Here is a 21,030-nt window from a genome sequence, read left to right on the forward strand (position 1 = left end):
ATCCCGATGTGCCGGTCAGAGATGACGAAACGCGGCGGGGGTTTCATCCCACCGGTCGTTGCGGCCATCAAGATATTGCACCGACACCGCGGCGAGGACGGACGGATCGACATCGTCGAGGGTCGCGACATTGATGCTGCAATAGGCGCCGCCGAGTTCCTCGACGTATCCATGGCTATAGGAAACGACGCCGCAGGTCGGGCAGAAGCGATGATGGCCGACCTTGGCGCCGAACTGATAGAGCCCAACCTGGTCCTCCGTCGACAGGAGGCGAAAATCCTCCGGCCGAACCTGCGCACCCCAGTAGCGGGCCTTGGCACAGAACGAGCAGTTGCATCTTGTCGTCCCGTCATCAAGATCGAACGTCGCCTCGTATCGCACCTTGCCGCAATGGCAGCCGCCCGTGTAAGTCCTTCTCGCCATGCTCTCTTCTCCCTTGCTGAAATGACTTGCTCAAACGAACTCTAAATGACAACATGATGTCATATAGAACATCCACACAAAGGTGGTGCTGTCAATATGAAAGACCCTGACCGGACGCCCGCCGGCGACGCCTTTGCGGAGTTTGCCATATCCGTTCTGCGGCTTGCCGGCCCGCTGACGCAGGCGGGCGACGCGCTCGCCAAGCCTTCCGGACAGACGAGCGCCCGCTGGCAGGTGCTCGCCGCGGCAAACCACGCCCCGATGTCGGTTGCCGATGCCGCCCGCGCACTCGGCCTTGCGCGCCAGGGCGTGCAGCGCATTGCCGATCTGCTGGAGGCGGAAGGCCTGATCGCCTACAGGGACAACCCGACCCACCAGAGAGCAAAGCTCATGGTCCTGACTGCGACCGGCGAAACGGCGCTGCACGAAATCAAGGAGCGGCAGGCGAGCTGGGCGGACAGCCTTGGCGGGGCGCTGGGCGAAAGACGGCTGCGGCAGGCCTCCGCCCTGATCGCGGAGGTGATCGAGGTGCTCAAGGAGCGCCCATCGCCAGAGGCGCCGGAGGACTGACCCGGCGCCGGTCAAGCGAGGCTGAGGAGATCTGCGCGCAGGCGATCCGGGCCACCGTCACCGAGCACCGGATCGATCGCCGTATGCAGGTCCCGCCAGATCGGCACGGCACGCGCCAGCAGCGCCTGTCCCTCCGGCGTCAGCCGCAACCGCCGCGACCGCCGGTCGTCGGCATCCGGAAAACTCTCCACCAGGCTGCGCCGCTCCAGCGGCTTCAGGGCCGCCGTCAATGTCGTCCGGTCCATGGCCAGCAGCGATGCCACCGCGCCCATGTTTGGCGGCGCCGGGCGGTTGAGCGACATCATGAGGGAGAACTGTCCGTTGGTGATATCGAGCGGGCGCAGCGCCTCGTCGAAACGGCGGGCAAGGGCGCGAGCGGCGCGCTGCACATGCAGACAAAGACAAGTGTCCTTCACATGCAGGGTGGTATCGAACGAAACGAGCGGCATCTTTGACATGCCCGATTAATGTTGATATCAACATAAATAGTCAAGTGCAACGTTGGAAGGAGGAACGGGCATGAGACAGGACCACGCAGTGGTATCGCCTGGAGAGTGGCTGAAAGCGCGCAAAGATCTGCTTGCGCTGGAAAAGGAACACACCCATGCGCGCGACAGGGTCAATGCCGCCCGGCTGGCTTTGCCCTGGGTGAAGATGGAAAAGACCTACGTCTTCCACGCGCCGGCGGGCCCGAAGTCGCTGTCCGAGCTTTTCGACGGTCGCAGCCAGCTCATGGTCTACCATTTCATGTTCGGCCCCACCTGGGAGGCCGGCTGCCCGGGCTGCTCCTTCCTGGTCGATCACTTCGACGGCATGCTGTCGCACCTCAACCACCATGACGTGACGCTGATCGCCGCATCGAATGCGCCGCTGGCAAAAATCGAAGCCTACAGGAAACGCATGGGCTGGCACTTCCCTTGGGTCTCGGCGGAAGGCAACGGCTTCAACCACGATTTCCATGTCGCCTTTTCGGCGGACGAGCTTTCAAGCGGCAGGGTCGGCTACAACTTCACGGACATCGAAAGCGCCAATGCGCATGAGGAACTGCCCGGCCTCAGCGCCTTCCAGAAAGCCGAGGACGGCACGATCTACCACACCTACTCGTGCTATGCCCGCGGGCTCGAGGAACTGGTGGGTACGCTGATGCTGCTCGACCGTGCGCCGAAGGGCCGCAACGAGGACGGCACCATGAGCTTCGTCCGCCGTCACGACGAATACGATCGGGAACCCGGGCGCAAGGCGGGCTGACCTCGGCATTGTCGGCGGGCGGAACCTTTCGCCCGCGAGATCGTTTTGACAACGCTCGCATGCCGGGTCGATGACCTGCGCCCGGCTCCAAGAAGGAAATCCCGTGGAAGCAGAACCGGAAGAAGCGCACCGCTGGCTCGAACAATTGCTGGGCGACTGGCACATTCGCTCGGCCGGCTCCGACGGCAAGCCCGATGGCAGCGGCCCCTGGACCGAGCACGTCCGTTCGCTCGAAGGCATGTGGATCGTCTGCGAGGGTCAGGGAACGATGCCGGGCGGGAGTTTCGGCCGGACGCTGATGACCCTCGGCTACAATCCGCAGACGCGGCGCTACGTCGGCACCTGGGTCGGCTCGATGATGAGCCATATGTGGGTCTATGACGGTGAACTGGACCCAGACGGAACGTCCCTGTCCCTCTATTGCGAGGGGCCGGACTTCGAGAACGCCGGCAGGACCGCGCGCTATCGCGACGTCATCACCCTCGCCGGCCAATCCCGTCGCCTGCTGACGTCGCAGGTGCAGTCAGCGGACGGAAGCTGGAAAGGCATGATGACCGCGGAATACACGCGTCGGGATTGAAGGCGGGGCCCGGCCTGACCACGGCCCTCGGCTTTCCGTCCGCGCCCTCTGTGACCCTGACCCGAAGACAGTTCACTCGAACAGGAAACAAGCGGCACCAGATACGCCGCGCCAGACCAACCCGGAGGAAGGCAATGGCAGATCACGGCAAATTCGTTTGGTACGAACTGATGACCACCGACATGGCGGCCGCCGAAACGTTCTACAAGGACGTGGTCGGCTGGGACGCCAGCGATGCCGGCATGGCCGGCATCAGCTACACGCTGTTCAACGTCGGCGAGATCCCGGTGGCGGGACTGATGACGATGCCGGAAGGCGCGCTCGAAATGAAGGTGCCGCCGGCCTGGCTCGGCTATGTCGGCGTCGACGATGTCGATGCGACCGCCGCCAACATCGCCGCCAAGGGCGGCAAGGTGCACCGGGCGCCGGACGATATCCCGGGCATCGGGCGCTTTGCCGTCGTCACCGACCCGCACGGTGCAGTGTTCGCGATCTTCAAGGGCACGGGCGATCCGCCGCCGGTCACCGACCCGATGGCGCCCGGGCTGATCGGCTGGCACGAACTCGCCTCGGGCGATCTCGACACCGCCTTTCCCTTCTATTCCGAACTCTTTGGCTGGACGAAGGATCAGGGCATGGACATGGGCGAGATGGGCATCTACCAGATCTTCGCCCATGGCGGCGCCCCGATCGGTGGGATGATGACCAAGCCGAAGGAAGTGCCCGCGCCTTACTGGCTCTACTATATCAACGTGCCGGCCATCGATGCCGCCATCGAACGCATCAAGGCCGGCGGCGGTAAGATCGTGCTGGAGCCGATGGAAGTCCCCGGCGGGGCCTGGATCATTCAGGCGCTCGACCCGCAAGGCGCCCTCTTCGCACTGGTCGGAGCGAAGCGCTGAGGCCAGGCGGCAGCACAGATCACGTTGCCGTGAAGAGTTGCTGAAGTAAAATGACAGCAGACAAAGTCCAGGCCCGCTTTCCGCAAGAAAACGGGCCTGATTTGTTGCGATCATGGACCGGAAAGCGAACACCGAGGTGGCCAAAGCCGAGGCCTGCCGTGCGCCGGGCGCATCCCTCGGTTGCGGATTGGCCCCTAGTATTTCAGGGTATTTCAAGCTTATTTAACATCTTATACGATAACAGGGGTGGCAAGCACACTGATTTCGGATGGGTTTCTTGCCGGGGCAAGAATTTGTCGCGATTGTCGAGCAGACGAGCGGCGACATGAGTGGAGCAACTTCGCGCACATGAGCAACAAGGGCAGCAGCTATGCGTCCCCTCAAAAGGGCGCTGGGGAAGCGCGCACGGCCAAGGCCCTGCGACGCAAGCTGCAATGGCTGGTGGCCATCGTCGTTGCCTGCACGGGCATTCTTGCCACCGAAATCATCGCCGCATCCTATAGCGATTTTGTCATCGCGCGCCGCAACCTGACAGAGGTCATGGCTTTTTGCCGTGTGCTCGACGCCGCCAACTATCTGTCGGCCGAGCGCGGCCCCTCCAACGGCGTGCTTGGCATCGGGGTCGCGCCCGGGTCTCCGGTCGAGGCGCGCCTTGCAGAGTTCCGTGCCCGCAGCGATGCGGCACTTGCCCAGCTCACCGCCGACATCGACAATTCCAGCCGCTCGGAGCCTGCCGGCGCGCTTTCGCCTATCCTTGCCGAGGTCCATCGGCGGCTGACGCTTGCGCGGGCCGAGGTGGACCGTATTGCCGCACTCCCTCCCGAGAAGCGGAACCTTGCCGAAATCCAGGCGACGATCGAAGCGATGTTCGGCGTGATCGACGCGCTTCGCCCCGCGATCGACTGGAACGTTCAGCGCCTGACCAACACGGACCCGAACCTTGCCGGCATCGCCCTTGCAGCCCAGATGCTTTCCAATCTGCGTGAAGACGGCGGCCGGCTCGGCTCGCACGTCATGGCGCCGGTTGCCGTCGGTCAGCCGCTTGCGGCGAAGAACCTGGCCGACAGCGAACGCACGCGTGGCAGGCTGCAGGAAGTCTGGGCCATCGTCGGCAAGCCGGGCGCGCTTCCGGGTCTCGACCCGGTGAAGATCGGCGACCTCGCCAAGATCGACCGCGAGTTCTTCGGCGAAGGCTTCGCGATCATCGACGGCATCGTCGCCGTGGGCAAGCACTCTGGCGCTTACCCGATGACGGCCGAGCGACTGACCGACCTCTTCGTTCCGAAAATGAAGCCGCTCGAGGATCTGCGTCGCGCCTTCATGGATTCGACCGTCGAGCGCCTGTCCACCAACAAGACGCGGGCGTCGATCAAGCTCGCAGTCGCGAGCCTTGCGACATTCTCGCTCTTCCTGGTGCTGTTGATCTTGATGCGACGCGCCCGCTCGCTGGTCTTCGAACCCTTGCTGATCGCCCGCCACAGCATCATCGAGCTTGCAAACGATCGCCCGATCACGCGCCTTCAGGGCAAGGGCGGAGAAGGCGAGATGGGGCGCCTGTTCGATGCAATCGACATTCTGCGCCAGCGCCTCGACGAGCGCACCCTGCTGATGCAGCATCTGGAACGCCAGGCGGAAACGGACGAGCTGACCGGCCTGCTCAACCGCCGCGCCCTGGAACTCATCGGCGGCGCGGAAGAGGCGGCCGGCAAGGATCAGGACGCCTGTCTGATCCTGATGGACATCGACCACTTCAAGCAGATCAACGATACCCATGGGCACCTGATCGGCGACATCGTTCTTCAGGAAACCGCCCGCATTATCCGCAACTCCGTGCGCAACTCCGATCTTGTCGCCCGTTTCGGCGGCGAGGAGTTTGCCGTGATCACGCCCGGCGACAGCATCGAGTCCGCCCTTGCCCTTGCGGAAAGGATCAGGGTCAACCTGGCACGCGAGCCGATCGTCCTTGCCGACGGACAGGAGCTGAAGGTCACCGCCAGCTTCGGCGTGGCCGAAGGGCGCAGCGCGAACGGTGGCTGGAAGCACCTGATCGAACTCGCCGACACGCAGCTCTATCGCGCCAAATCCGAAGGTCGCAATCGGGTCTGCGGCCAACCGGACGAAGCGACCGGCACACCTTTCAAGGCGATGAAATCCGCCCGCGCGTAGCCAGGAAATCGAGCACCGCACGCATGCGCGCCGGCAGCGCCCCACCCTGCCCATGAAACACCGCGTGGAAGGATTCGGTGTCGCCCGGGTTCAGATGCTCGGCAACCGCCACCAGGCGGCCGCAACGGATATCCTCCTTGACCGTGAAGGCCGGCAGCCGCGCCAGGCCCACACCGGCGAGCGCGAGCTGGCGCAAGCCCTCGCCGTCGCTGACGCGAACCCGCTCCGTCGGCGCCAGCGTGACCGGCTCCCCGTTCGACATGAGCGGCCAGCCATCGACCGAACGCGCGTAGCTGTGGCTCAGCCTGTTCATCGCTTCGAGGTCGCCGACGCTCTCGGGGGCGCCGAACGGTTCGAGATAGGACGGCGCGCCGACGATCATCTTCGACGTGCTGCCGAGCTTGCGCGCAATCAGGCCCGACGACTTCAACGGGCCGGCACGCACGGCGATATCGGCCCGCTCCGTCATCAGGTCGACCACGGCGTCCGTCTGCAGAATATCGATCGAGACCGACGGAAAGGCCGAGAGAAACGCCGGCAGTACCGGCATCAGCACATGGGTCGCATAGGAAGCACTGACGTTCAGGCGCACCCGCCCTTCCGGCACCTCGCCAGCGCCCGCCTCGCGCTCCGCCTCGTCGATGTCGGCAAGGATGCGCACCGCCCGTTCGTAGAAGGCGCAGCCTTCCGCCGTCATCTGCAGCCGGCGTGTCGACCGGTTGACGAGCCGGACGCCGAGCCTTTCCTCCAGCCTCTGGACGAGTTTGCTGACGGCAGAGGGCGTCATGCAGAAGGCTGCGGCCGCGGCGGAGAAACCGCCGAGCTCCACCACCTTGGCAAAGACCGCCATCTCTCCCGAACGATTGATCGGCAATCGCGACATGTGACTTCAACTCACAAATGATGTTCTTTCATTCGGTCTACATCGCAAATGGCCGCAACACCACCTTCTCCTCATCGGCGCGTGGCCGACATCTGGTCTCGCAAAGGCAAAACCAACGAGGAGTTTGACGACATGGAATACAGACGGCTTGGATCATCCGGATTGAAGGTGCCGGCCTTGAGCTTTGGCGCAGGCACGTTCGGCGGCAAGGGGCCGCTCTTCAGCGCCTGGGGCAACAGCGACGAGACGGAAGCCCGGCGGCTGATCGACATCTCGCTGGACGCCGGCGTCAACCTCTTCGACACGGCCGACGTCTATTCCGACGGGGCGTCCGAGAGCGTGCTCGGCGCGGCGATCAAGGGACGGCGCGATGCCGTGCTTCTCTCCACCAAGATGGCATTGCCCATGGGCGACGGGCCGAATGACGCCGGCACGTCGCGCGCGCGTCTGGTCAAGGGTGTCGACAATGCCCTGAGGCGGCTCGGCACTGACTATATCGACCTGTTGCAACTGCACGCCTTCGACGCCGGAACGCCGGTCGAGGAAACCCTCTCGGCCCTCGACGGTCTCGTAACCGCCGGCAAGCTGCGCTACGTCGGCGCTTCCAACTTCGCCGGCTGGCAATTGATGAAGTCCCTGGCGGCCTCCGAAAAGCACGGCCTCGTGCGCCATGTCGCCCACCAGGTCTACTATTCGCTCGTCGGCCGCGACTACGAATGGGAATTGATGCCGCTTGCCGCCGACCAGGGCGTCGGCGCACTCGTCTGGAGCCCGCTTGGCTGGGGACGCCTGACCGGCAAGATCAGGCGCGGCAAGCCCTGGCCTGAAGGCAGCCGCCTGCACGACACTGCGGCCTTCGGCCCGCCGGTCGATGACGAGAAACTCTACGATGTCGTCGACGTGCTCGATCAACTCGCGGAGGAAACCGGCCGAACGGTCCCGCAGATCGCCATCAACTGGCTCTTGCAGCGCCCGACGGTGTCGAGCGTCATCATCGGCGCGCGCAACGAAGAACAGCTCCGCCAGAACCTCGGCGCCGTCGGCTGGTCGCTGTCTGCGGACCAGATCGCCCGCCTCGACGAGGCGAGCAAAACGACTCCGGCCTATCCCTACTTCCCCTACTATCGCCAGGAAGGTTTTGCGCGGATCAACCCACCGATTGTCTGAACGAGAACGGCCGATATTTCGCACGCCCGTCCGGGCGTGCGAAAGCGTTGTGGCGCCTCGATTTTCCCTGCGCTCTTTCGCGCTTGCTTTCTCGATTTGCATTGCACAAACTTCGTGACGATGGAGGGCGCAAGACCCGCCACGAAGGGGATCAAGTCCGGCATGTCGATCAAGGCCAGCATCTATCACCTGACCCACTATACCTATGACCGTCCCGTCAGGCTTTCGCCGCAGATCATCCGGCTGAAGCCCGCGGCCCATTCCAAGACCAAGGTCATCAGCCACTCGCTGAAGGTTTCGCCCGGCAATCATTTCGTCAACCTGCAGCAGGACCCGTACGGCAACTATCTCGCCCGTTTCGTCTTTCCCGATCCGGTCAGCGAATTGAAGATCGAGGTCGACCTCGTCGCCGACATGACGGTCTACAATCCCTTCGACTTCTTCGTCGAAGAGGAGGCCGAGCACTGGCCCTTCGCTTACCCCGAAGATCTGAGCGACGACCTGAAGATCTACATGACGCCGGAGGCGATGGGGCCGGCGCTCGCCGCTTTCATGGCGACGGTCGATCGCTCCCGCCAGCGCACCGTCGATATGGTCGTGGGCTTGAACGCGCGTCTTCAGCAGGAAATCGGCTACGTCATCCGAATGGAGCCGGGCGTACAGAGCCCGGAACAGACGTTGACGTCGGCTAGGGGATCCTGCCGCGATTCCAGCTGGCTGCTCGTGCAGATCCTGCGCAATCTTGGCTTGGCCGCCCGTTTCGTCTCCGGTTATCTCATCCAGCTCACACCAGACCTCAAGGCGCTCGACGGCCCCTCCGGCACCGACCATGACTTTACCGACCTGCATGCCTGGGCCGAGGTTTATCTGCCCGGCGCCGGTTGGGTCGGTCTCGACCCGACCTCGGGCCTGCTGACCGGCGAGAGCCACATTCCGCTTGCCGCCACGCCCCATTACCGCAACGCCGCCCCGATCTCCGGCGGCTTCTTCGGCGATCCCGAAACCCGCACCGACTTCGCCTTCGACATGAAGGTGAGGCGCGTCGCCGAGCATCCGCGCATCACCAAACCCTTCTCCGACGAGAGCTGGGAGGCGCTGAATGCGCTCGGCGAGACAGTCGATCGGGTGCTTGAGGAAAACGACATCCGCCTGACGATGGGCGGCGAGCCGACCTTCGTTTCCATCGACGACTTCGAATCCGAGGAATGGAACACTGGTGCCGTCGGTCCGACCAAGCGCGAGAAGGCGGATGCCTTGATCCGCCGTCTGCGCGAGCGCTTCGCGCCCGGTGGCTTCCTGCATTACGGCCAGGGCAAGTGGTATCCGGGCGAAAGCCTGCCGCGCTGGACCTTCTCGCTCTACTGGCGCAAGGACGGTCTGCCGATCTGGCGCCGGCCCGATCTCATCGCCGAGGAGGCAGGCCGCCACGACGTCACCGAGAAGGACGCCGAACGGCTGCTGAAGGCGATTGCCGGCGACTTGCAGGTGGACACTGACATGGTCGTTCCCGCCTTCGAAGACCCGGCCGAGTGGCTGCTGAAGGAGGCAAACCTCCCCGACAATGTCGACCCGGCCAATTCCAAGCTCAAGGATCCCGAAGAGCGCAGCCGCATGGCCCGCGTCTTCGAGCGCGGCCTGACGACGCCGACCGGCTACGTGCTGCCGGTGCAGGCCTGGAACGCCCGGGCTTCGGGACGACAATGGATGAGCGAGAAGTGGCAGACGCGCCGCGGCCGCATCTTCCTCGTTCCCGGTGACAGCCCCGTCGGCTATCGTCTGCCGCTCGGCGCCTTGCCCTATGTCGCGCCCTCCGCCTACCCCTATATCCATCCGGTCGACCCGACCGTCCTTAGAGACGACCTGCCGGACTTCTCCGAAGCGATCAGCCGGCCGCAGCAGGCGCGTTTCCAGCCCGCGCAGACGCCGGAAACACCGCTGCCGGCGGCACGCGACGAGATCGCCGGTCTGGTGCGGACGGCCATCAGCGTCGAGCCGCGCGACGGCCGGCTCTGCGTCTTCATGCCGCCGACGACGAGTATCGAGGAGTATCTCGACCTGATCGCGTCTGCGGAACGCGCAGCCGCCGCCATCGGCCTGCCCGTCCATATCGAGGGCTACGCGCCGCCGCAGGATGAGCGCATCAACGTCATCCGCGTGGCACCCGACCCGGGCGTGATCGAGGTCAACATCCATCCGGCCGCCCATTGGCGCGACTGCGTCGACATCACCACCGCAGTCTACGAGGAAGCGCGGCAGAGCCGGCTCGGCGCCGACAAGTTCATGATCGACGGGCGCCACACCGGCACCGGGGGCGGCAACCACGTGGTTGTCGGCGGCGCCAATCCGAACGACAGCCCGTTCCTGCGTCGCCCGGACCTGCTGAAGAGCATGGTGCTGCACTGGCAGCGCCACCCCTCGCTCTCCTACCTGTTCTCCGGCCTGTTCATCGGCCCGACGTCGCAGGCGCCGCGCATCGACGAAGCCCGCCACGACCAGCTCTATGAACTCGAGATCGCGCTCGCCCAGGTGCCGATGCCCGGTTCGGCGACACCACCGCCCCTGCCCTGGCTGATCGACCGGCTGTTCCGCAACCTGCTCGTCGACGTCACCGGCAACACCCACCGGGCGGAGATCTGCATCGACAAGCTGTTCTCGCCCGACGGCCCGACCGGTCGCCTCGGCCTCGTCGAGTTCCGCGGTTTCGAGATGCCGCCCAACGCCCGCATGTCGCTTGCCCAGCAATTGCTCGTGCGCGCCCTCATCGCCCGCTTCTGGAAACACCCTGTCGATGGCCGCTTCGTGCGCTGGGGCACGGCGCTGCACGACCGCTTCATGCTGCCGCACCACGTCTGGCAGGATTTTCTCGAAGTGCTCGCCGACCTCCGGGCGCATGGTTTCGACCTCAAGCGCGAATGGTTCGAGGCACAGCTCGAGTTCCGCTTCCCCTTCTGCGGCGAGGTGGAATACGAAGGCGCAAGGCTCGAAATCCGCCAGGCGCTCGAACCCTGGCATGTGATGGGCGAGCAGGGCGCGATCGGTGGCACGGTGCGCTATGTCGACAGCTCCGTCGAACGCCTGCAGGTCAAGCTCGATACCGCCAATCCCGAGCGTTACACGGTTGCCTGCAACGGCCGGCCGGTGCCGCTGACGCGCACCGGTTCGAACGGTACGGCGGTCGCCGGCGTGCGCTACAAGGCCTGGCAGCCGGCCTCGGGCCTGCATCCGGTGCTGCCGGTCAACACTCCCCTTACATTCGACATCTATGATACATGGTCGAATCGGGCGATTGGCGGATGCATCTACCATGTTGCCCATCCGGGTGGGCGCAACTACGACACGTTTCCGGTCAACGGCAACGAGGCGGAGGCGCGCCGCCTGGCGCGGTTCGAGCCCTGGGGCCACACAGCCGGCGGCTACCCGCTTCGCCCGGAATGCCCTTCGATGGAATTCCCGATGACGCTGGATCTCCGGCGTCCGCCAGGAGCGTAAATGCCGAAGAAGCAGACAGCGGCCGCGGACCATCCGGGCACCGACGACGACCCGGTCTTCGGCTACCGTGCCCTTCCGGGCATTGCCGACGAAATGCTCGACCAGGAGGGCAATGTCCGCCCGGTCTGGCAGCGGCTGCTTGCGACGCTTGGGCGGCTCGACGAGACCGAGCTTGCCAACCGCTTCGCGCGTGCCGATCGCTATCTGCGCGATGCCGGCGTCTTCTATCGGGTGTACGGCGCCAAGGAGAGTTCCGAGCGAAGCTGGCCGCTCTCCCACATCCCGGTCCTGATCGACGAGAAGGAATGGGCGCACGTCTCGCAAGGGCTCGTGCAGCGCGCCGAGCTTCTGGAAAAGGTGGTCGCCGACATCTACGGCGAGAACCGGCTGGTCGAGGAGGGACTGCTGCCGCCGGCGCTCGTCGCCTCCAATCCGGAATTCCTGCGCCCGCTCGTCGGTGTGAAGCCGGCCGACGGCCACTTCTTGCATTTCGTCTCCTTCGAGATCGGCCGTGGTCCTGACGGCAACTGGTGGGTCCTGTCCGACCGCACCGAGGCCCCCTCGGGTGCCGGCTTCGCGCTGGAGAACCGGGTGGCGACCACGCGCGCCTTCTCCAATCTCTATGCCGAAAGTCACGTCCACCGGCTGGCCGGCTTCTTCGGCGAGTTCCGCGACACGCTTCAAAGCCGCCGGCTGCATCCGGACGACCGCATCGCCGTTCTGTCGCCCGGCATCGCCAACGAGACCTATTTCGAGCATGCCTATATCGCCCGTTATCTGGGCTTCATGCTGCTCGAAGGCGAGGATCTGACCGTCGTCGGCGGCCGCGTGATGGTGCGCACCGTTGCCGGCCTCAAGCCGATCGGCGTGCTCTGGCGCCGCCTCGACGCCGCCTTTGCCGATCCGCTGGAGCTCAACCAGTCCTCGCACATCGGCACGCCCGGCATCGTCGAGGCGCTGCGGGCCGGTTCCGTCTCGATCGTCAATGCGCTCGGCTCCGGCATCGTCGAAACCCGCGCCTTCCTCGCCTTCATGCCGGCGATCTGCCGCCATCTGCTCGGCGAGGAGCAGAAACTGCCCTCGATCGCCACCTGGTGGTGCGGCCAGAGTGCCGAACGCCAGCAGGTCGCCGCCAATCTCGACCGTATGGTCATCGGCCCCGCCTACCAGACCCGCCCGTTCTTCGACGACAACGGCCAGTCCGTGCTCGGCCGCACGCTTGATGAAGAGGCACGGGCCTCGATCGCGGACTGGCTCGACGCCGAAGGCGGCAAGCTCGTCGGCCAGGAAGCCGTGACGCTTTCGACCACGCCGGCCTGGGTGCGCGGCCGGCTGGCCCCCCGGCCGATGAGCCTGCGCGTTTTTGCGGCACGCAGCCGTGACGGCTGGCACATCATGCCGGGCGGCTTTGCGCGCATCGGCTCCGGCGACGACGTCGCGGCGATCGCCATGCAGGCCGGCGGCACCGCCGCCGACGTCTGGATCGTCAGCGACCGGCCGGTCGAGCGCACGACGCTGCTTCCGGCCGAGGAGAGCTTTACCCGCAACATGCCGGGGAGCCTGCCGAGCCGGGCCGCCGACAATCTCTTCTGGCTCGGCCGCTACATCGAGCGCGCGGAAGGGGCGCTGCGCATCCTGCGCGCCTGGCATGGCCGCTTCGCCGAAACGGCGGATCCGGACCTGCCGCTCTTGAAGGATGTCAGCGACTATCTCTCCGCCCTCGACATCGATGCGCGCCAGCCGGTACCCGACAGCCTGCTTGCCAATATCTCCAGCGCCCTTTTCAGCGCCGGCAACATCCGCGACCGGTTCTCGCCGGATGGCTGGCTGGCGCTCAACGACCTCTCGCAGACGGCCCGCAAGTTCCACGCGACGGTGCAGGCCGGCGACGACGCGACCCGGGCGATCACCGTGCTCCTGCGCAAGCTTGCCGGCTTTGCCGGTCTCGTTCACGAAAACATGTACCGCTTCACCGGCTGGCGCTTCCTTTCGATCGGCCGTTACATCGAGCGCGGCCTGCACATGACGCGGCTGCTCGGCCACATGTCGGGGCCGGATGCGCCCGATGGCGCCTATGACATGCTGCTTGAAATCGGCGACAGCGTCATGACCCACCGCCGGCGCTACAATGTCAGCACTGCCGCCTTGACCGTCACCGACCTTTTGGCGCTCGACGCCCTCAATCCGCGCTCGGTGCTCTATCAGGTGAACGAGATCAAGACCGAGGTGGAACTGCTGCCGAATGCGCTCGTCAACGGCCAGATGTCGCCCTTCTATCGCGAAGCGATGCGCCTGCATTCGGGCCTGGCGGTGATGACCCCGGAAGCAATGAACCTCGACGTCTACAACCGGTTGGAACGAGACCTCGAAAACCTGTCCGACCTGCTCGCGCGAACCTATCTCGGCTAGCCATGCTCTACGATATCAGCCTGAAGATCACCTATGACTACGAAGTGCCAGTATCCGGCGGGCGCCACCTCGTGCGCGTGCTGCCGGCGACGCTGCCGGGCCGCCAGCGCCTCGTCGTCGGCTCGCTGAGCTGCCACCCGGCGCCGGCCGAGCGCACCGAGAGCATCGACTTCTTCGCCAACCCGTTTACGTCGATCCTCTTTCGCGCCTCCCATGCCGACCTGACGATCCGCATGCAGGCGCGCGTGCAGGTGGAGGCGCAAGCCTTGACCGCGGACTTTTCCCCTGACCTTGCCGGCCTGCCGGCCGAGCTTGCTGCCTGCTGGTCCGTCGATGCGGAGGCGCCGCATCACTTCGCCGGCCCGAGCCCGCTCTTGCCCGAGGCCGCCGACATTGCCGCCTACGCGCGCGACACCGCCACCGACACGATGACCGTGCGCCAGATCGCCGTGGCGCTGTGTGATCGCATCCATCGGGACTTCACCTATGACGGCGAGGCGACGACCGTGAACACGACGCCGGCAGAAGCGTTCAAGCTGAAACGCGGCGTCTGCCAGGATTTCGCCCATGTCATGATCGTGGCGCTCCGCAGTCTTGGCATCCCTGCCGGCTATGTTAGCGGTTTCCTAAGGACGATTCCCCCACCCGGAAAGGAACGCCTGGAAGGCGCCGATGCCATGCACGCCTGGGTGAGCGTCTGGTGCGGCACAACCGCTGGCTGGATCGAACTCGATCCGACCAACAACATTCCGGCTGGAACCGACCACATCGTCGTCGGCCATGGACGCGACTATGGCGACGTCGCACCCGTGATCGGGATCCTGAAGAGCTATGGCAGCCAGAAGACCAAGCAGGCGGTCGACGTCATTCCGGTACCGTGACCCGATTTGAGACAGCCCATTTCCCGTTTTCACACACGGCAATTGCCGCAGAACCCGCTGTAAGCACTGGTTTTCCCGAATTCCGTTAAAATTGCAGCGATTGGCGGAACGATATCGTAAGCCATCGCCGCTATTGATGCCCCCCAAGCTTGCAACGTGTTCCTCTGGGGTGTGCAAAGATGGGAAGACGATACACTGTAGGCCGGTCCTTCTTGGCTATGCTCAAGGACCGGGGTGGCAATTTCGGCATTATGGCAGCGCTCGCCGCGCCATTGGTATTGGGCGCTGGCGGCGTCGCCGTCGATTTGGCCAGCATGATGACCATGAAAACCCGCATGCAGGACGAAGCGGATGCCGCCGCGCTGGCGGCGGCATCGGCCCTGGTGACGATGACCTCGACGACGCCGGAGAAGGCCAAGGAGGACGCCACAAAAATCGCGCTGAACTTCCTTAAGGCACAATCTGCAGCCACTCCGACAGATGGCGTCAGCAAGAGCGCGGCCGCTGCAAGCGTGGGCGATACCGACACAGCAAACCGGGCAACGGTCGATATCGCCGAAAGCGCCAACGGCGCCACCGGCAAGATCTTCAAGGTGACCGTTCTCAACAAGCAAACGCTCCAGTTCAATGCGCTGACGCGCCTGCTTGGACAGGAATCGATCGCTATTGAAACCCGCGCCACTGCTGAAAGCGCTACCGAGAGCAAGAATGCGCTCTCCATGTATCTGGTGCTCGACCGGTCCGGTTCGATGGCCTGGAAAACCAATACGCCAAACACCGCGAAATCGTCCTGCCCGAACTACACGGAATCGAACTGGAGCAAGTATCCCAACCTGAAGGCAACCAGCCCCTGCTACGTGACGAAGATCGACGCGCTGAAGACCGCCGTCGGCGATCTGCTGAAGCAGTTGAACACCGCCGACCCGACTACGCTCTACGTCCGCACGGCAGCCGTTTCCTACAACTCCGCTCAGGACACAGCCGGCAACATGGCCTGGGGTACGTCTGGAACCTCGACCTACGTGAACGCCCTCGTTGCAACGGGCGGCACGGCATCCGGCAACGCGTTCAAGACGGCCTATAGCCGCGTAACCGCAACGACCGAAGACACGGCCCACAAGGCCAAGAACGGCCAGGTTCCGACGAAGTACATCGTATTCATGACCGACGGCGACAACAACAACACGAGCGACGACACGACGACGCTGGCCTGGTGCGATACGGCTCGCAAGAACAAAGTGCAGGTTTATACCGTCGCCTTCATGGCGCCCGACCGCGGCAAGTCGCTGCTCAAGGCCTGCGCCACGACCGAAGCCAACTACTTCCAGGCGGAAGAAGCCGCCGATCTGATCGCAGCCTTCAAGGCGATCGGCGAGCGGGCATCGGCCATGGCGACGCGCCTGACCAAGTAATGGAAAAGATCTGAGACCTACCACGCCGCCCGGTTCGCCGGGCGGCATTTTTCAGTTTCGCGGCGGTCGCAATCCACCGTTTGAGACAAGTCTAATCCATTTAAAAACATCTATTGCAAGCGCTTCGGATCGATGCATAAATTGCCTTTATCCCCGGTCGGGTCCGGCCTGCGATCTCCCAACGCAAAAGGGTAAAGACAGTTTCATGATGAACAGGCTCTCCACCAACGACGTGCCGCAGCCAGCCCCACGGTCGTCAGAACCCGGTCAGCTCGCCGTCGAAATCCTCGAACGCCTGAAGTACCGCATCGGCAAGGATCCGAAGGTCGCAAAGCCTCACGACTGGCTGACTGCGGCGATTCTCGTTGCGCGCGACCGCATCACCGACAAGTGGATGGACTCCACCCGGAAAACCTACGCGACCGGCGCCAAGCGTGTTTATTACCTCTCGCTCGAATTCCTCATCGGCCGGCTGATGCGCGATGCCATGACCAATATCGGCCTGATGGACGAGATGCGCGATGCGCTCGCTTCCCTCGGGGTCGATATCGACGTCGTCGCCCAGCTCGAGCCGGACGCAGCACTCGGCAATGGCGGCCTCGGCCGCCTTGCCGCCTGTTTCATGGAATCGATGGCGACCGTCGACGTGCCGGCCTATGGCTACGGCATCCGCTACATGCACGGCCTCTTCCGCCAGCAGATGGCGGACGGCTGGCAGGTGGAATTGCCGGAGACCTGGCTTGCCCACGGCAACCCCTGGGAATTCGAGCGGCGCGAAAGCTCCTACGAAATCGGCTTCGGCGGCGTGGTCGAAACCGCCAATATTGACGAGGAGATCCAGCGCTTCGTCTGGAAGCCGGCCGAGCGCGTAATCGCCACCGCCTTCGATACGCCCGCCGTCGGCTGGCGGGCCAAACGCGTCAACACGCTGCGCCTATGGACAGCCCAGCCGATCGATCCGATCCTGCTTGCCGCCTTCAACGCCGGCGACCACATCGGCGCCCTCAAGGAAAGCAACAAGGCGGAAAGCCTGACGCGCGTTCTTTATCCGGCCGACGCGACGCCGGCCGGCCAGGAACTGCGGCTGCGCCAGGAGTATTTCTTCTCCTCCGCCTCGCTGCAGGACATCCTGCGCCGCCACCTGCAACAGTATCCGGATTTCAACTCGCTGCCGGACGCGGTCGCCATCCAGCTCAACGACACCCATCCGGCCATCTCGGTCGCCGAACTGGTGCGACTCTTGACGGACCTGCACGGCCTCGATTTCGAACAGGCCTGGGACATCACCCGCCGCACGATCTCCTACACCAACCACACGCTTCTACCCGAGGCGCTCGAAAGCTGGCCGGTGCCGCTGATCGAGCGGCTGCTGCCGCGCCACATGCAGATCGTCTATGCGATCAACGCCAAGATCCTGATCGAGGCCCGCCGCCAGAAGGGCGCCACCGACGACGAGATCCGCAACATCTCGCTGATCGACGAAAGCGGCGAACGGCGGGTGCGCATGGGCAACCTCGCCTTCGTCGGCTCGCACTCGATCAACGGCGTTTCGGCGCTGCACACGGAGCTGATGAAGGAAACGGTCTTTGCCGACTTGCACAAGCTCTATCCGGACCGCATCAACAACAAGACCAACGGCATTACCCCGCGCCGCTGGCTGATGCAGTGCAATCCCGGGCTCTTCGGGCTGATCCGTGATGCGATCGGCGACGAGTTCATGGACAACACCGAGGCGCTGCAGGCGCTCGATGCCTTCGCCGACAAGCCCGATTTCCAGGAGCATTTCGCCGCCGTCAAGCGCGCCAACAAGGTGCGTCTTGCACAGCTCGTGCAGAGCCGGCTCGGCATCCGGCTCGATCCGTCGGCGATGTTCGACATCCAGATCAAGCGCATCCACGAATACAAGCGCCAGCTCCTCAACATCATCGAGGCGGTGGCGCTCTACGACCAGATCCGCTCGCATCCGGAGCTCGACTGGGTGCCGCGCGTCAAGCTCTTCGCCGGCAAGGCGGCGCCGAGCTATCACAATGCCAAGCTGATCATCAAGCTCGCCAACGACGTCGCCCGCGTCGTCAACAACGACCCGGCCGTGCGCGGCCTCTTGAAGATCGTCTTCGTGCCGAACTACAACGTCTCGCTCGCCGAGATCATGGTTCCGGCCGCCGATCTCTCCGAGCAGATCTCGACCGCCGGCATGGAAGCGTCCGGCACCGGCAACATGAAATTCGCGCTGAACGGCGCCTTGACGATCGGCACGCTCGACGGCGCCAATGTCGAGATGCGCGACTGGATCGGCGAGGAAAACATCAAGATCTTCGGCATGACCGCCGAGGAGGTGACCAAGGCACGCGCCGAGGGCCACAATCCGCGCGCGATCATTGAAGGTTCGCGCGAACTGTCGCAGGCGCTGCAGGCGATTGCCTCGGGCGTGTTCTCGCCCGATGACCGCAACCGCTTCTCGGGCCTCGTCGACGGCATCTACAATCACGACTGGTTCATGGTCGCGGCCGACTTCGAGGCCTATGCCAAGGCCCAGCGCGAGATCGACCAGCTCTGGACGACGCCGTCCGACTGGTATGCGCAGGCCATCCGCAACACGGCACGGATGGGCTGGTTCTCGTCCGATCGCACCATCCGGCAATATGCCGGGGAAATCTGGAGAGCCGGATGACGCCTTCGGCCGGCAAGGACCCGGAACCCGCAGCTTCAGGTCTGCTGTCAGCGCCGGAAATCGCGGCCATCCTTCAGGGCATGCATGACGACCCCTTCGCGGTTCTCGGCTTGCACCCCGCTGGCAAGGTCATCCTTGCCCGCTGCTTCGTCCCCGATGCCGAGACCGTGGCGGTCGAGACACTCGCCGGCAAGGAGCTGGGCACGCTTGAACGGCGCGACGATGCCGGCTTCTTCGAAGGCCCGGTCGCGCTGAAGAAACCCCAGCCGGTGCGCTACCGCGCCCGCAACGAGGGCGGCGAATGGGTCGTCGTCGATCCCTACAGCTTCGGGCCGGTGCTCGGGCCGATGGATGACTACTACATCCGCGAAGGGTCGCACCTCCGCTTGTTCGACAAGATGGGTGCGCATCCGATCCATCACGACGGTGCCGACGGCTATCACTTCGCCGTCTGGGCGCCGAACGCAAAGCGCGTCTCGGTCGTCGGGCAGTTCAACGACTGGGACGGCCGGCGCCACGTGATGCGGCTGCGGGCCGACACCGGCATCTGGGAAATCTTCATTCCCGGCGTCGAAGGCGGGCTTGCCTACAAATACGAGATCCTCGACCGCAACGGCACGCTGCTGCCGCTGAAGGCCGATCCCTTTGCCCGGCGCTCCGAGCTTCGCCCGAACACCGCCTCGATGACGACCCCGGAGATCGCCCAGACCTGGGAAGACGAGGCACATCGCAAGCATTGGGCCTCGGCCGACGCAAGACGGCAGCCGATCTCGATCTATGAGGTCCACGCCGGCTCCTGGCAGCGCCGCGACAATGGCGATATGCTCTCTTGGGACGAGCTTGCCGACCGGCTGATCCCCTACTGCGTCGACATGGGTTTTACCCATATCGAGTTCCTGCCGATCTCGGAATTCCCATTCGATCCGTCCTGGGGCTACCAGACAACGGGTCTCTACGCCCCGACCGCCCGCTTCGGCGAGCCGGAGGGCTTTGCCCGTTTCGTCAACGGCTGCCACAAGGTCGGCCTTGGCGTCATCCTCGACTGGGTGCCGGCGCATTTCCCGACCGACGAGCACGGGCTTCGCTGGTTCGACGGCACCGCCCTCTACGAGCACGAAGACCCGCGCCAGGGCTTCCACCCTGACTGGAACACGGCGATCTACAATTTCGGCCGCCAGGAAGTGCTGTCGTTCCTCGTCAACAACGCGCTCTATTGGGCCGAAAAATTCCACGTCGACGGCCTGCGCGTCGATGCGGTCGCCTCGATGCTCTATCTCGACTATTCGCGCAAGCACGGCGAGTGGGTGCCGAATGAGTATGGCGGCAACGAGAACTTCGAAGCTGTCCGCTTCCTGCAGACGATGAACACCCAGATCTACGGCCTGCATGGCGGCATCCTGACGATCGCCGAGGAATCGACCTCCTGGCCGAAGGTCTCCCACCCGGTCCATGCCGGGGGCCTTGGCTTCGGCTTCAAGTGGAACATGGGCTTCATGCACGACACGCTGCAATATCTGTCGCGTGAACCGGTACATCGCAAGTTCCATCACAACGACCTGACCTTCGGCCTGCTCTACGCCTTCAGCGAGAACTTCGTGCTGCCGCTCTCCCATGACGAAGTCGTGCACGGCAAGGGCTCGCTGATTGCCAAGATGGCCGGCGACGACTGGCAGAAGTTCGCCAATCTCCGCGCCTATTACACCTTCATGTGGGGCTACCCCGGCAAGAAGCTTTTGTTCATGGGTCAGGAATTCGCGCAATGGCGCGAATGGTCTGAGGACCGCGCGCTCGACTGGAACCTGCTCGAATACCACCTGCACGAGGGCATGCGGCGGCTGGTGCGTGACCTCAACGGCACCTACCGCGCCAAGCCCGCCCTCCATGCGCGTGACTGCGAGGGCGAAGGTTTCGAGTGGCTGCTGGCCGACGACCGCGACAACTCCATCTTTGCCTGGCTACGCAAGGCGCCCGGCGAGAAGCTCGTCGCCGTCATCACCAATTTCACCCCCGTCTACCGGGAGAGCTACGCCATTCCGCTGCCGGTCACGGGTCGCTGGAAGGAGATCCTCAACAGCGACGCGGAAATCTATGGAGGAAGCGGCAAGGGCAACGGCGGCGCCGTTTTTGCCGAGAAGAACAGCACGGGAGCGATAATGGCCAACATCACGCTGCCGCCTTTGGCGACGCTGATGCTGGAGCAAGAGTAACAGCTGAAAATCGAGGGCCGCA

General features: G+C 64.3%; 15 protein-coding genes. 12 read left to right on the forward strand and 3 right to left on the reverse strand.

The window, feature by feature from the left end; genetic code table 11:
* Positions 1-15 precede the first annotated feature (15 nt).
* Complete coding sequence (locus C1A35_RS12215) at positions 16-423, reverse strand: GFA family protein (RefSeq protein ID WP_104664580.1); 408 nt, start codon at positions 421-423, stop codon at positions 16-18.
* 96 nt (positions 424-519) lie between these two features.
* Here C1A35_RS12215 and C1A35_RS12220 point away from each other — a divergent pair, with 96 nt between their 5' ends.
* Positions 520-993 carry a MarR family winged helix-turn-helix transcriptional regulator gene (locus C1A35_RS12220; protein WP_104664581.1) on the forward strand — a complete coding sequence of 158 codons (474 nt, stop codon included), beginning with the start codon at positions 520-522 and terminating at the stop codon, positions 991-993.
* An 11-nt stretch (positions 994-1,004) separates the two neighbouring features.
* Here C1A35_RS12220 and C1A35_RS12225 read toward each other — a convergent pair whose 3' ends face one another.
* Positions 1,005-1,451: a MarR family winged helix-turn-helix transcriptional regulator gene (locus tag C1A35_RS12225; protein WP_104664582.1), complete on the reverse strand. Its 447-nt coding sequence runs from the start codon at positions 1,449-1,451 to the stop codon at positions 1,005-1,007.
* A gap of 61 nt (positions 1,452-1,512) precedes the next feature.
* On the opposite strand from C1A35_RS12225, the gene C1A35_RS12230 reads away from it, so the two are divergent.
* From C1A35_RS12230 to C1A35_RS12245, 4 genes are all read left to right on the forward strand, one after another.
* Entirely contained in the window at positions 1,513-2,241 is a 729-nt protein-coding gene (locus tag C1A35_RS12230; protein ID WP_104664583.1) for a DUF899 domain-containing protein, read from the forward strand.
* A gap of 103 nt (positions 2,242-2,344) precedes the next feature.
* A complete protein-coding gene (locus C1A35_RS12235) occupies positions 2,345-2,821 on the forward strand; it encodes a DUF1579 domain-containing protein (protein WP_104664584.1) in 477 nt (158 codons plus the stop codon).
* A 134-nt stretch (positions 2,822-2,955) separates the two neighbouring features.
* Complete coding sequence (locus C1A35_RS12240) at positions 2,956-3,723, forward strand: VOC family protein (protein ID WP_104664585.1); 768 nt, start codon at positions 2,956-2,958, stop codon at positions 3,721-3,723.
* A 348-nt stretch (positions 3,724-4,071) separates the two neighbouring features.
* The gene (locus C1A35_RS12245; RefSeq protein ID WP_104664586.1) at positions 4,072-5,889 is read left to right on the forward strand and encodes a GGDEF domain-containing protein; all 1,818 of its coding nucleotides are present in this window, start codon (positions 4,072-4,074) and stop codon (positions 5,887-5,889) included.
* Here C1A35_RS12245 and C1A35_RS12250 read toward each other — a convergent pair.
* Positions 5,861-6,772, reverse strand: a complete 912-nt coding sequence (locus C1A35_RS12250) for a LysR family transcriptional regulator (RefSeq protein ID WP_104664587.1) — start codon at positions 6,770-6,772, stop codon at positions 5,861-5,863. The genes C1A35_RS12245 and C1A35_RS12250 overlap by 29 nt on opposite strands.
* A gap of 132 nt (positions 6,773-6,904) precedes the next feature.
* Here C1A35_RS12250 and C1A35_RS12255 point away from each other — a divergent pair, with 132 nt between their 5' ends.
* The 7 genes from C1A35_RS12255 to glgB all read left to right on the forward strand — a co-directional run bounded on the left by C1A35_RS12255 (position 6,905) and on the right by glgB (position 21,008).
* Positions 6,905-7,939, forward strand: a complete 1,035-nt coding sequence (locus C1A35_RS12255; RefSeq protein WP_104664718.1) for an aldo/keto reductase — start codon at positions 6,905-6,907, stop codon at positions 7,937-7,939.
* A 162-nt stretch (positions 7,940-8,101) separates the two neighbouring features.
* Entirely contained in the window at positions 8,102-11,428 is a 3,327-nt protein-coding gene (locus tag C1A35_RS12260) for a transglutaminase family protein (RefSeq protein WP_104664588.1), read from the forward strand.
* Entirely contained in the window at positions 11,429-13,837 is a 2,409-nt protein-coding gene (locus tag C1A35_RS12265) for a circularly permuted type 2 ATP-grasp protein (RefSeq protein ID WP_104664589.1), read from the forward strand. It begins immediately after the preceding gene.
* A 2-nt stretch (positions 13,838-13,839) separates the two neighbouring features.
* Positions 13,840-14,718, forward strand: coding sequence for a transglutaminase family protein (locus C1A35_RS12270; RefSeq protein WP_104664590.1), 879 nt, complete (start codon positions 13,840-13,842; stop codon positions 14,716-14,718).
* A 179-nt stretch (positions 14,719-14,897) separates the two neighbouring features.
* Complete coding sequence (locus C1A35_RS12275) at positions 14,898-16,130, forward strand: vWA domain-containing protein (RefSeq protein ID WP_104664591.1); 1,233 nt, start codon at positions 14,898-14,900, stop codon at positions 16,128-16,130.
* Between the two features lie 205 nt (positions 16,131-16,335).
* Positions 16,336-18,801, forward strand: a complete 2,466-nt coding sequence (locus tag C1A35_RS12280) for a glycogen/starch/alpha-glucan family phosphorylase (protein ID WP_104664592.1) — start codon at positions 16,336-16,338, stop codon at positions 18,799-18,801.
* On the forward strand, positions 18,798-21,008 hold the full coding sequence (gene glgB, locus C1A35_RS12285) for a 1,4-alpha-glucan branching protein GlgB (protein ID WP_104664593.1): 2,211 nt from the start codon (positions 18,798-18,800) through the stop codon (positions 21,006-21,008). The genes C1A35_RS12280 and glgB overlap by 4 nt, the downstream gene beginning before the upstream one ends.
* The last annotated feature ends 22 nt before the right edge of the window (positions 21,009-21,030 follow it).

This window comes from Ensifer adhaerens, assembly GCF_002940685.1.
Lineage (GTDB): Bacteria > Pseudomonadota > Alphaproteobacteria > Rhizobiales > Rhizobiaceae > Ensifer > Ensifer adhaerens_E.